Consider the following 12,184-nt stretch of genomic DNA (forward strand, 5'->3'; position numbering starts at 1 on the left):
AACGCTATTATGGCTAGTCGTTTGGTGTGGTAATAGGAAACTCACAGGTAATTTTTGTGCCCTCGCCAAGCACACTGCTGATTTTGATCTGCCCTTGATGTTCATTAACTATGCCGTAAACCATCGCCATGCCCATGCCCGTTCCTTGTCCAACTGGTTTAGTGGTAAAAAATGGTTCAAAGATATGGGATATCGTTTCTTCATTCATACCACATCCATTATCTTCGATACTTAAGATGATCTGATCGTGTTTTGAATAGAGCTCGATAATAATTTCAGCACGCCGCGTTAAACCTTCACACGCTTGTTTGGCATTTAATAGCAAATTGACCGTCACTTGATTTAAAGACGCTAAATTGCAATAAGTTTGTGGTACTGGCTGCATCTGACAGATTAAATGCACGCTTTTTAATTGGTTACTCAGTAATTTAAGCGAGCTTTCTATTGATTCTGTGATATCTCCCATCGCCAAAAGGTTGTTCTTTGGCCGAGCAAAACTTAATAAATTAGCAACCGTCGCACCAATTCGTCTTAACCCTTCCTGAGCATCTTCCAGTAGCTCATCAATATCCGTTTCTACAAATTCAAAAGACTGTTGTTGGTTCAGCCTTTTAAATATTTCAAGACATTCGTCAGCACCAATATCCCCATCAATAAATGCTTTAGACGCACTCAGCAATTCGCTAAGCATGGGTTTAATATACGCCAAACTTTCTAAATTACTTGTTGAGTAGGCTAAAGGGTTATTGATCTCATGAGCAACCCCAGCGGATAACGTGCCCAAAGTCGCCATTTTTTCTGTTTGCATTAACACGGCTTGCTGTGTTTGAAGTAATTTTATTTTTTCTTCAAGTGACTGATTAGCAATAAATAAAGCTCTGGTTTTTTCTTCTAGTAACTTTTCCAATTCATCGCGAGCCTGTCTCTCACGTTCATATGCTTGGATGTAATCTTGTTGCGATTTATCCATAACTAACTCCATTCCAACAGTAACTTGCATTCAGCATCACCCGAATGGATGCAATATTGATGTGTTACAGTTAGATCAACCTGATAGTGGGCGGCAGCACCATAAGCCAGTCCCTCAGCGAAAATACATAGCTGCCTTTTGGAGTTGTAAGTCATCAGAATTTGCTTATCTGATATTTGCTGGCAATCAATCACAGGCAAATGTGGCTCGTGATACAGCTTGGCCACTTCAACATGAATAACAGAGTCAATAGCTAAGATTAAAGCTTTAAAGTCAACAAATTGGCTAACTAAATCACCATGAAATTGACCTAAATAACCAAATAGAAATTTGCCAAACCCTTTTAACAACTCATTCATGGGGATGTCGAGTTCTACTGAAATTTGCTCGGCAAGATGAAGCAATTCTGCATCAGGATAACTTTGCGCTGATATATAAACTCGACTATCAGGAGCATGTTGTGAGAGCAAGTGGTTCCATGTTTGCATGCCATAATTACTCACGACCAACTCCTCTAACCCTCTAAAAATTATACCTTTCATGTTACTCTCCTTTACCTATCCACTGCTTCGTATACCAATCAGTGATACCAGCTTGATGTCCCGCCTGCGACAATGCGCTTTCAAGTTCATACGTTAAAGAGAAGGATTCTCGCGTACTCAGTTGCTCAACAACAGCATGAAACAACACAAGTTCATCATCGCTGCTGATGATCTGGTCGATTAACTGTGCATGTACCAAACGCAATTCAAACCCCCATAATGCGAGTAAATATGCGCTGAGTGTGTGATTTGAAATAGCATCACTGGTATCGATACATAATTTAGTTAGCGTGCCAACGGCACTCAACACACAACAAGCAAAAAGCGCCTGTTGAAAATCAACCTTCAAGCCCAAATGTTTTCCCAGCGATTTAGCCATCATAGCCTTGCCGAGTGACGTTGTGATCAAGGTTTCAATGTCTTCTTGTTTAACTTCATGGCTGAATAATTGAGTGAGTTCATAGCAGGTTACCAGCGCTTTTAATTCAACCAGCCCCAGCCGAACTATGGCCTCTTTGAGATCAAGTGTATGAGTTTGATACCCCATAAACGCAGAATTGGCGACTTGTAATAACTTACCCACCAGCACGGAATCATGACTAATTAATGTGACTAACTCTGCAATATTCGCCGAATTAGAATGTAGTATTTCTAATAGCCGAGACACGCTCGCACTTAAACAAGGTAACCCATCTAGCCGACCAAGCTCCACTCTCACTTTGTTGGTTAAAGGTAAGCTTTTTATGATTAAAGTGTTTGAAATAACTTCTTGCAGGTGTGCTTGCGTGAATGGCTTTACCAGATGAAAGTGGATGGTGTTGTTAACTTGGCTACGATAGTCACGATTATAATCACCACTTAACAAGCAACGTGTCGCACAAGGACAAATATCTTTTGCTCGTTCCAGCACTTCTAGCCCCGTCACACCTGGCATTTGCACATCACAAAAAATAACGTCGGGTTGACCATACTCTTTAATATACTGCTCAAATAACTCAGGCTGTTGCAAACACACAACCTTTATTTGTGCATACAGACGCTGCAGTGAGCGCGACAATGCTTTTAATATCAAGGCATCATCGTCTACTAGCAATATCATCAAACCCTGTGATGTCATTGTCTTTTCGCTACTCGTTAAAGGTTGTGCATATTAATAGCTTAGACTAAATTTATTCACATACACTTGGGTAATACACTGTTTTTTATGCAAGATATAGCAGATCTACAAAATTTAGATGCGCGTCCATATCAGGTTCTGTGTTTGGATGATGAGCCCAGTGTGCTTCGCTCACTCACTCGGCTACTGCGTCATCATCATATTCAAACGCAATCCTACTCGTCAGGCGAGGAAGCCTTAAAGGCGCTTGAAAACAACGAGTTTGATGTAATTATTAGCGACATGCGCATGCCGCAAATGAATGGCTTAGAATTTCTTGCTCAAGCACAAAAGCTCGCACCCGATTCACAACGTATACTGCTTACTGCCTATGTCGACCCGACAACGGCAATTGGTGCCATTAACGACGCGCATGTATGTGCCTATGTCAATAAGCCTTGGGAAAATGATAACCTTATCCATGTGATAACTCTTGCGATAGAAAAATACCGCCTTAAAAGACGTAACGCGATTTTACAAGCACACATATTGAAGCAAAATGAAGCACTCAATGAGCTAAATCACTCCCTAGAAAAGCTGGTAGAAAAGCGCACGGCACAAATTCGTCAGGTGCTTAAAAAGCTTGAAATAGCACATGCGCATGAACAGGGTGAGCACAAAGCCACTGTAGAACTCCTTTATAACTTTATCAACGCAAATCCTTATCTCGATGGTAAATTGGCGAGCAATATTGCCAAAACATGCCGCATCATCGCCAAACATATGTCACTCACAGCAAAACAAGTACAAACGGCGGGTATGGCTGGCTTTTTAGCACAAGTGGGTTTACTGGCAATGGATCCCGAGTTATATAGTGTGCCGGTAAATCAACTGAGCGATCAGCAAAAAAAGTTGTTTTATACCCATCCAGCTACCGCACAGTTAATGCTTATGCCTGCTCAACATTTAAATGACGTGACTGAAGGTATTTACCACCAATTCGAAAAATATAACGGCGAGGGTATTCCAAGTGGTCTCATTGCTGACGATATCCCCATTTGCGCGCAAATATTAAGCGTTGCCCGAGACTTTTGGCAATCCATAGACATGAACACCAAATCAGAAGAACAAAAACAACTCGACGCCCTTTCCCATATCAAAGCATTTAGCGGCCATTTATATGCGCCAAATGTCGTGGCCGCGCTGGAAAAAGGCTTTGATAAAATCAGTAAACAACATCAAGCAACCGGATCGATGCAGATCTTAAACTGCGATCAACTCAACCCGGGCATGACACTTGGATTACCCGTGCACAACCATCAAGGTATCATGCTACTACCCAAAGGCCATGTGTTCAGCGCCGCTTCAATTGCCAAGCTCAAGCAGCTCGAACAAAAGAAGCCTACGCCATTTAGACTGATGGTGTATCCGAACGCAAATGGTGCTTCGAAGTCAAACTAAAATCCTCCAGCAACACATAAATAGCTGGCAGTACAAAGACAATCAAGATAGTCGACAAGGCCATACCAAATACCATGCTAACCACCAGGGGTTGTACAACTTGCGCTTGTAAACTTGTTTCTAATAACAACGGCAACGTCCCTGCAATGGTTGTCGCTGAGGTAATAAAAATTGCCCGAAAACGCGCTTTAGCAGCCAACACCGCCGAACGCTCAAGACATCCTTCCTTCATTTCATGGGATTTAATAAATGCCACCAGCAAGATAGAGTCATTGACAACAATACCAGCCAAAGAAATAAAGCCAATCATACTCGGCATCGAAAGATCATAACCTAGCAAGAAATGTCCCCAAACAACGCCAATTAAAGCGAGTGGAATCGCTAACATCACCATAACGGGTTCAAAGTAACTGCGAAATTGAAAGCTCAAAATAATGAAGATCCCAACCATGCCGAGCAAAAACTTACCCGCCATTGACTTACCTGTTTGGCCACCCGTTTTCACTTCTCCTTCGTAGCTAACACTTAACTGTGGGTAACTAGCAAGTAATGTCGCAATGCTGTTCGCCTTTATTTCATTGACGATTTCATTGGTATTAGCCTTTAGCGCATCCACATCCGCAGTTATGGTTACAGTACGTTGACCATCCACGCGATTTATTCGTGTTACGCTTTGCTCAATGCTCAATTGCGCCAAACTGGCTAAGGGTACTTGCGTGCCATTATTTAACTTGATTGGGTAATTGAGTAGCTTACTTACACTGTCCTTATCTTGTTTTTGAAGTTTTACATACAGCTCGATACTGGTGTTATCTCGTTGCACTTCACCGGCAATTTGCCCAAACAATGCCGTACGCAATTGTGTCGCCAGCGCATAACCATCGATCCCTTGCGCAAGGGTGCCGGGCTGTAAACGAACTCGCCATTCATTTTTCCCCAGTCGCAAGTCATCCATAATATTAGACACCCCTTCATAGTGGGCCAAATCTGTTTTTAATTTTTGTGCTGCGAGCATCAGCGTATCAAGTTCGGCCCCATGAATACGAATTTCGACTGCTCGACCAGCAGGCCCCAGCACCGGCTCCTTAAAAGAAACCGCTTGGATCCCTGGGATCACACCAACTTCACTACGCCAAAGTGAGATAAGTTCGGCCATTTTGGTGTTTCGGCTTTGCGCTGTTAACAAATCAACTCGAATCGTCGCCAAATGCTCGCCTTGCTCAAATGCATCGGAATTACGGTTGTACTGTACCGTAACATGCTCAACAAGTGAGCTATTCTCATTTTCAGACAAACGCGTATTCACCCTTGTCAGCGCTTGGGCATATTGCTCAACAACCTGAGTGGTAGTCGTAAAAGGCGTACTAGGTGGCAGTAGTAGTCTAACTTCTACCGTATCACCCTCAAGCACAGGAAAAGCTTTAAATTTAACAACGCCACCCGCTAGTAATGAAATCGACACGAAGAACAATGCCACTACAGCGCCAATAAAATAGTACCGTTTGGTCACACACCAATGCGCCCAAGCAGCTAATGTTTTTGAGCGAAAATGCTCAAATGCATTTGTAAAACGTACCTTAAATGCCCAAGGTGATTTATCTTCCTTCACCCCTTTATGTAAAGAGTGGATCAGGTGATTTGGTAAAATAAAAAAGGCCTCAATCACACTCACAAAAATCGTTGCGATCAGAACTAAAGGGATGTCTTTCAATACCTTACCAATATCTCCACTAATAAAAGCCAACCCGATAAAAACAACGATAGTGGTCAAAAAGGAAGAAAATACGCCCGGCGCAACTTTCAATACACCTTTAATTGCATCCCCATCAATGTCTTCGCCCTGTTCAACCTTCGCGGCGATACTCTCCGCAATAACAATGGCGTCGTCCATTAAAATACCAATAGACATCAGCAGCGCCACCATGGAGATCATATTGATACTCACCCCCATTAAGGCCATCAATGCAAAAGCCCCCAAAAATGACACTGGCAACCCCATTGATACCCAAAACGAGTATCTAAATGAGAAAAACAAGTACATCACCAGCAAGACAAGCACGAATCCTTGCCAGCCATTGTTGAGTAACATACTCAATCGATCTCTCACAATTTGTGCGGTATCTTGCGTTAAAGTGAGCGTCACACCATGAGGGGCTTTTTGTTGTTCATCTGCAACCCATTGTGAAACTTGTTCAACCAGTTTGATGGCATCTTGACGCTTGGCTTTTTTAATATCTAATAAGGCAACTCGTTGACCATTAAAGATAATCTGTTCTTCATCAAGCTCAAACCCTTCTGACACATCTGCGATATCTTTTAGGTAGATCTGTTCACCATTGCTCAAACTCTTTATTGGCAGCATAGCGATGCTTTGCGCGGTGAGTTGTTGTTGATCAAAGCGTACCTGCATCAGCTTATTGCCATCACTGAAGTTGCCTGCGGGCAACTTCACGTTTTGCTTTTGCAACAACGCCACCACATCGTTGGCGCTTAACCCATACTCTCTGAGTTTAAAAAGCGACAACTCAATTTTGACTTGCTGATCAGAGAAACCTTGAATATCCACAATGTCGATACCCGGCTGGCGCTTAAGACGCGCTTTTAGCTGCTCCGCATACAACTTCAACTCATGCACTGGTAAATCCGCAGATACCGCCAAAGAAATCAAATGCTGATCTCTACCAAGCTCTTTTACAATGGGGGGCTCTATTTGTTGTGGAAAATTATCGATGGCATCAATTTGCGTTTTAACATCCGACAGTAAAAGTGCAACGTTGTAGTTCTCTTGCGCTTCTATTGTGAGTGTGCCCACACCTTCGCGCGACTCACAGCTCATGGTTTCAATACCGTTTAACCCGTCAATCGCGTCTTCCATCACCACACACAATGCTTGCTCTATTTCACTCGGCCCAGCACCTGGGTAAATGACGGTAACGGCAATTTTATCGCTACTAAATTCGGGAAACGTTTCACGCTTCAATTGCGGTAATGAGGTTAATCCTGCGATACAAATAATCAGCATCAATAAGTTGGCAGCGGTTGGGTGACGAGCAAAAAAGGCGATCATTGTTCACCACCTTCAACAACCTCAACTTGCATTCCCTCTAATGTAGGCATTAATTCAGTTACCAGCACTAAATCGCCCTCACTAAGTGTATTTGGTAAGTTGCTATCGAGCGCAACGTATCCGGCCGAAGAAAACAGCTTATGAACTGGCTTTTTGACTAGTTTGTTGTCTTTAACTATAAACACATATCCATCTTTGAGTGCATTTTGCGGCACGCTCAAATACTGTCTCGCAGGGCTTTGAACCGTCACCTCAACAAACATATCGCCCAGCAAAGGCGGTTGTGCCACTGGGTTAAAATCTTGCCACTTATTTTGTGTTTCAAGGACCATTTGTAGGCTATTGCTGCTTGCCTGGGTATTTTGTAGAACACGAGTGACCTTGGCAGGCCAACTTAATGCGGGTTGCTCTAACATGTCACTGTTGTAATGTCGCAAAGTAGCGCTAAGCGGCAGTCGTCTCACATCTGGTAGCCCCTGCTCATGACTATTTTGAGACACCCAAACTTGGCGTAACAAAGCGCGAGCTTGCGCTAAATTAAATTGTGCATCCACTTTCATATCACCTAAATGGCGAGCCTCAAATAGCGTTGAACGCATGGTGATCACTTGTTCACTTTCAATATTCACCGCCGTAATGCGGCTATCTTGTGGCAGTATGATGGTGGTTTTGTCCAGCTGTAGTTGCGCTTCTTGCACGCGTGCATGCTGAACTTGTACTCTCGCCTGTGCAACTTCCAAGTCTGATGGGATTAAATTCACACTGGTCTGTAATTCCAACACTTTCTGTTGTTGCGCAAATACTTGGCTGCGCTGTTGATCAACCGTAGACTGCGACACCGAACCTTTACCCAGTAATCCCTCCTTTCGCTTTAACTCCTTTTCTAAAATCGTTAATCGCTGCGATTCCAGTTCTAGTGATTGCGTGGTTTTCTTTTGATTAAATTTAATCATATCCGCTTGTGCTTGCGCCGAGTTCAAATCGTATTTCGTCTGCGCTAGTTTAAGTTCATAGTCAACAGGATCCACTTTCAACACAACGGTGCCCGCAGCAAGCATAGCCCCAACCTCTAAGTCAGGGTGTTTATAGATCACACGACCTTCCACCTCAGAAATCGCTCGCCAAATTTGCTTAGCTTGAGCACGCCCATAACCGACAATCTGATGTTGTAACTCACGTTTTTTGACTAAACCGACTTGCACTGGAGGCACAACCGCATTAGCGCTGTTTTTTGCCGGTGGCGACTTAAGTTTCACCATCAAAACGAAAAAAAGTACGCCCAATACGGGTAATAAAATTAAGCCTCGCTTTTTACCTGCCTGAAACCAAGCGACTATTTTCTCAATCATTAAGATTCTCCTGAACATCCTGAAACAGCCCACTGGTCATCAACAAGGTATTGTGTTGCACTAGGGATTCTAAAAATACATCGTCAAACTCAATCCCCTCCATCTTGTGTAGTAGCTCTCGCAAATACCAAGGGTAAATCATCATACTCATCAATGAGATACGAAATAACATAGGGTTCACATCCGGTTTGATTTTTCCTTGATTTGCAAAGTGTGCATACACGCCATCAATCACTTTTAAGTGCGAATGGCCTAACTGTTCCAAAAAGAAATCACGGCATACACCTTGATTGAGGATCACTTCTTTGAGCATTAATAGCGGAAACTCAGGCGATAACTTCATTACTTGGGTGAAACTACGAAATACCTCGCTGATCGACGTAAAGTGGCTGCTGTTCAAGTGGGTTTGTATGTTCCGCATCACTTGGCCTGTCACTTCAAGGATCATCGCCCTGTATAAGCCCTCTTTATTATTGAAGTAGTATTTGATCAGCGCAGAATTCACGCCCGCATACTCTGCAAGTTCACGAATGCTGACTTTATCGTAAGGTTTTTTTGTAAATTTATGTCGCGCGGCGCCGATCAATGCATTTCGAGCTTCGTCATTATGCTTGGCTGGGCGGCCTGCTTTGTTGCTAGAAGGGGAATTCATACGAGTCGCTATTATTTAATCACATGGTTAAATAATAGCGACCCAAATTTAAGAAGCGAGTCAATTAATTAATCAAAATCGCAATTTTGATTAAACGGGTGCGCATGGCAGCTCGCCTAGCGCTTAAACCGGACAACAAGTTCATACATGTCATTTGCCACAGAAGTCAAATTACCACTCACTTGCTTAACTGTATCTGCGCTGTGCAAACTGTCATTCGCAAGACTGGCGATATTCACCACCTGCTGATTAATGTCATCAGATACCGCAGCTTGCTCCTCTACGGACGCAGCAATCTGCATCGACATATCATGAATTTGGCTGATCGCTTGCTGTATTTGATTGAGCATATCTGTGCTTTGTACTAATTGCTCTATGCCTGAAAGCGACTCCTGCTCACCTTGTTGAGCAATATTCACCGCATTTTGAGTGCTATCACTAAGTTCACTAATAATGGTGTGGATCTCATGAGTTGACTGCTGTGTACGCTGAGCCAAGTGACGTACTTCATCGGCTACAACCGCAAACCCGCGCCCTTGCTCGCCAGCGCGTGCCGCTTCAATTGCTGCATTTAATGCCAATAAATTAGTTTGCTCCGCAATTTGCTCGATAATTTGTGCTGCATCTGCAATTCGTGACGTTTGCTTAGACACACCTTGTACTGAATCTCTTATCTCTAACACCGTGCGCCCTAACGCTTCTATTGCTTGGCGAGTTCGTTCGCCTAAACGCGCGCTTTCATCTGCCATCGACAATGCACTTTGCGCATGTTCGGCACTGATCTGAACATTGCCCGATACATCGTTGATTGTAGTCGACATTTCGTTCATGGCCGTCGCCACTTGCTCGGTTTCAAGTTGCTGCTTTTGTAGCTGCTGATAACTGTCACCCGCTTTTTCTAATGCTTCGTGCGCACCCGAGGTGACATCTTTCGCAGAGTATTCAATACGTGTGATCACGGTATCAAGGTGCGCCTGCTCACTGAGTAAACGTACTTGAATACTTGCCATGGTGCCGTCCCAAGTGGAATACACCTGTTTGGCTACCTCGTCACAAAAGCTATGGGATAAACTATTTTCTAAACGTCTTAATTGCTCACTGTCACGCCACAAGTTATAAGCACACACCCCCATGCTATTGAAAATAACCCAAACGAACGCTCCTGTTTGAGAGACAAAAGTCCAAAGTAAAACTGCAATAAACAACATCACTAATGGCCAAATCACTCTAAGTTTAGGTAACTTAACACCTTGAGATTTGTTACTTTTTAATTGCCTGTAAAGTGCCTCTGCGCGTGTAACCGTCTCTTTGTCTGGACAACGTCTGACCGACTCATAACCAACCACTTTGCCATTTTCAGTGACGGGCGTCACATATGCATCTACCCAGTAAAAATCACCATTTTTACAGCGGTTTTTAACCACCCCCATCCATGGTTTACCGGCTTTTAATTGTGCCCACATGGTTGCAAAGGCTTGCTCTGGCATATCTGGGTGACGCACAATATTGTGTGGTTGCCCAATGAGTTCTTCTCTTGAGAAGCCGCTAATTGCAATGAAATGGTCATTACAATCAACAATTCTTCCTTGTAGATCAGTAACCGAAATCAATTTAACATTTTGGCCAAAATGTTTCTGTTGCTGTGTGACTGGCTGATTAACTCGCATATACCTTTACATCCTAAATGAATCTTAAGCACTTGATGCATATTGTTAAAAATGGGTCGCAACGTTACTCTTCCTGCTTACTTGATGCAATCATATTGTGTTAAGTTGCACGAAAAAAGAGTCAAAACCATGCCCTAAACACCCATTTTAGAAACATTTCACGCTAATACGACGCCATGAGTGACGTTTTTCTTAGCGTAATGTGATTTTAATTATAGATAGCGTTGCAAACAGATCGAGTTTACCGTGACGAACGTACTGATAATCTTGTAAAATTGGCCAGAGCTAGATGCTTTGCATTCAAACAGATATCAAAGGAGCCGTGTGTGTCACGATTTTCAGCGATCACCGACAATCCCCATGATGGGCGATTTAACCAAAAAACAGGCATATTAGTTACCAACTTGGGTAGCCCCGATGCCCCAACCCCCAAAGCGCTTAGAAAGTACCTCGCTGAATTTTTGTCTGATCCTCGCATTGTTGAGATCCCGCGCTTAATTTGGTTGATGATATTACATGGCATAATCTTGCGCGTTCGCCCTAAAAAATCAGCTAAAGCTTATCAGAGCATCTGGACAGAAAAGGGTTCTCCTCTCATTGACATTTCACAGCAGCAAACCGATAAGTTAGCAGCACTGATCAAGCAAAATGGCTTCGAAAATACAGAGGTTGTTATGGCTATGCGCTATGGAAACCCGTCTATTGAAGCAGGATTAGAGGCATTACGCGATAAAGGGCTTACACGCATTATAGTGCTGCCTTTGTACCCGCAATATTCCAGCCCTACCACGGGGTCGACCTTTGATGCGGTAGCCAATGTGCTTAAAAAGTGGCGTTGGGTGCCTGAGCTACACTTTATCAACGGGTATCACAAAAATGATTTATATATTGAATCATTAGCAAATTCGATTGCCGAAGACTTGCAAGCCAACGGCACACCGCAAAAGCTGGTGTTTTCATATCACGGTATGCCAAAACTGTTTTTAGACAATGGTGATCCTTACCACTGCTTATGTCAGCAAACGACTCGCTTAGTGGTTGAAAAGCTTGGGCTAGACACATCACTAGTCGAAACTACATTCCAAAGTCGCTTTGGTAAAGCCGAATGGTTGAAGCCTTACACAGACGCCACATTAGAAGGCTACCCAGCACAAGGCATTAAAGATATTGCGATTATCAGCCCAGCGTTTAGCGCCGACTGCTTAGAAACCTTGGAAGAGTTAGAAGTAGAAAACCGCGAAATTTTTGAACATGCTGGTGGTGAAAAGTACCGTTATATCGCCGCTTTAAATGATAGAGACGACCACATCAACGCATTATATGATGTATTAAAACCGCTACTTTAAAAACATCTGGCAGCGCGCAATGCCCGCGCTGCCA

9 protein-coding genes are annotated in these 12,184 nt (G+C 43.3%); 2 read left to right on the forward strand and 7 right to left on the reverse strand.

Annotated elements, in window-relative coordinates; translation table 11 throughout:
- Positions 1 to 13: 13 nt before the first annotated feature.
- The 3 genes from AC5FX4_RS20820 to AC5FX4_RS20830 are packed head-to-tail and all read right to left on the reverse strand — an operon-like array spanning position 14 to position 2,629.
- Positions 14 to 970, reverse strand: a complete 957-nt coding sequence (locus AC5FX4_RS20820) for a sensor histidine kinase (RefSeq protein WP_493608332.1) — start codon at positions 968 to 970, stop codon at positions 14 to 16.
- A gap of 2 nt (positions 971 to 972) precedes the next feature.
- Complete coding sequence (locus AC5FX4_RS20825; RefSeq protein ID WP_493608333.1) at positions 973 to 1,512, reverse strand: heme NO-binding domain-containing protein; 540 nt, start codon at positions 1,510 to 1,512, stop codon at positions 973 to 975.
- 1 nt (position 1,513) lies between these two features.
- Positions 1,514 to 2,629: an HDOD domain-containing protein gene (locus tag AC5FX4_RS20830; RefSeq protein WP_493608334.1), complete on the reverse strand. Its 1,116-nt coding sequence runs from the start codon at positions 2,627 to 2,629 to the stop codon at positions 1,514 to 1,516.
- A gap of 87 nt (positions 2,630 to 2,716) precedes the next feature.
- Here AC5FX4_RS20830 and nosR point away from each other — a divergent pair, with 87 nt between their 5' ends.
- Positions 2,717 to 4,069 carry a response regulator c-di-GMP phosphodiesterase, NosR family gene (nosR, locus tag AC5FX4_RS20835; protein WP_493608335.1) on the forward strand — a complete coding sequence of 451 codons (1,353 nt, stop codon included), beginning with the start codon at positions 2,717 to 2,719 and terminating at the stop codon, positions 4,067 to 4,069.
- Here nosR and AC5FX4_RS20840 read toward each other — a convergent pair.
- From AC5FX4_RS20840 to AC5FX4_RS20855, 4 genes are all read right to left on the reverse strand, one after another.
- A complete protein-coding gene (locus AC5FX4_RS20840; protein WP_493608336.1) occupies positions 4,020 to 7,136 on the reverse strand; it encodes an efflux RND transporter permease subunit in 3,117 nt (1,038 codons plus the stop codon). The genes nosR and AC5FX4_RS20840 overlap by 50 nt on opposite strands.
- Positions 7,133 to 8,485, reverse strand: a complete 1,353-nt coding sequence (locus tag AC5FX4_RS20845) for an efflux RND transporter periplasmic adaptor subunit (RefSeq protein ID WP_493608337.1) — start codon at positions 8,483 to 8,485, stop codon at positions 7,133 to 7,135. The genes AC5FX4_RS20840 and AC5FX4_RS20845 overlap by 4 nt, the downstream gene beginning before the upstream one ends.
- Positions 8,478 to 9,137, reverse strand: coding sequence for a TetR/AcrR family transcriptional regulator (locus AC5FX4_RS20850; RefSeq protein ID WP_493608338.1), 660 nt, complete (start codon positions 9,135 to 9,137; stop codon positions 8,478 to 8,480). The genes AC5FX4_RS20845 and AC5FX4_RS20850 overlap by 8 nt, the downstream gene beginning before the upstream one ends.
- A 116-nt stretch (positions 9,138 to 9,253) precedes the next feature.
- Positions 9,254 to 10,804, reverse strand: coding sequence for a methyl-accepting chemotaxis protein (locus tag AC5FX4_RS20855; RefSeq protein WP_493608339.1), 1,551 nt, complete (start codon positions 10,802 to 10,804; stop codon positions 9,254 to 9,256).
- A gap of 326 nt (positions 10,805 to 11,130) precedes the next feature.
- Between AC5FX4_RS20855 and hemH the strand changes: the two genes are divergently transcribed.
- A complete protein-coding gene (gene hemH, locus AC5FX4_RS20860) occupies positions 11,131 to 12,150 on the forward strand; it encodes a ferrochelatase (protein WP_493608340.1) in 1,020 nt (339 codons plus the stop codon).
- Positions 12,151 to 12,184: the final 34 nt, after the last annotated feature.

It is taken from the genome of Pseudoalteromonas sp. ATL1, from assembly GCF_058933015.1.

What these genes read in the sequence shown, in the direction of transcription:
- nosR (WP_493608335.1), top strand. Translation starts at nt 2,717, where the DNA reads ATGCAAGATATAGCAGATCTACAAAATTTAGATGCGCGTCCATATCAG.
- AC5FX4_RS20820 (WP_493608332.1), bottom strand. Translation starts at nt 970, where the DNA reads ATGGATAAATCGCAACAAGATTACATCCAAGCATATGAACGTGAGAGA.
- AC5FX4_RS20855 (WP_493608339.1), bottom strand. Translation starts at nt 10,804, where the DNA reads ATGCGAGTTAATCAGCCAGTCACACAGCAACAGAAACATTTTGGCCAA.
- AC5FX4_RS20825 (WP_493608333.1), bottom strand. Translation starts at nt 1,512, where the DNA reads ATGAAAGGTATAATTTTTAGAGGGTTAGAGGAGTTGGTCGTGAGTAAT.
- AC5FX4_RS20830 (WP_493608334.1), bottom strand. Translation starts at nt 2,629, where the DNA reads ATGACATCACAGGGTTTGATGATATTGCTAGTAGACGATGATGCCTTG.
- AC5FX4_RS20850 (WP_493608338.1), bottom strand. Translation starts at nt 9,137, where the DNA reads ATGAATTCCCCTTCTAGCAACAAAGCAGGCCGCCCAGCCAAGCATAAT.
- AC5FX4_RS20840 (WP_493608336.1), bottom strand. Translation starts at nt 7,136, where the DNA reads ATGATCGCCTTTTTTGCTCGTCACCCAACCGCTGCCAACTTATTGATG.
- AC5FX4_RS20845 (WP_493608337.1), bottom strand. Translation starts at nt 8,485, where the DNA reads ATGATTGAGAAAATAGTCGCTTGGTTTCAGGCAGGTAAAAAGCGAGGC.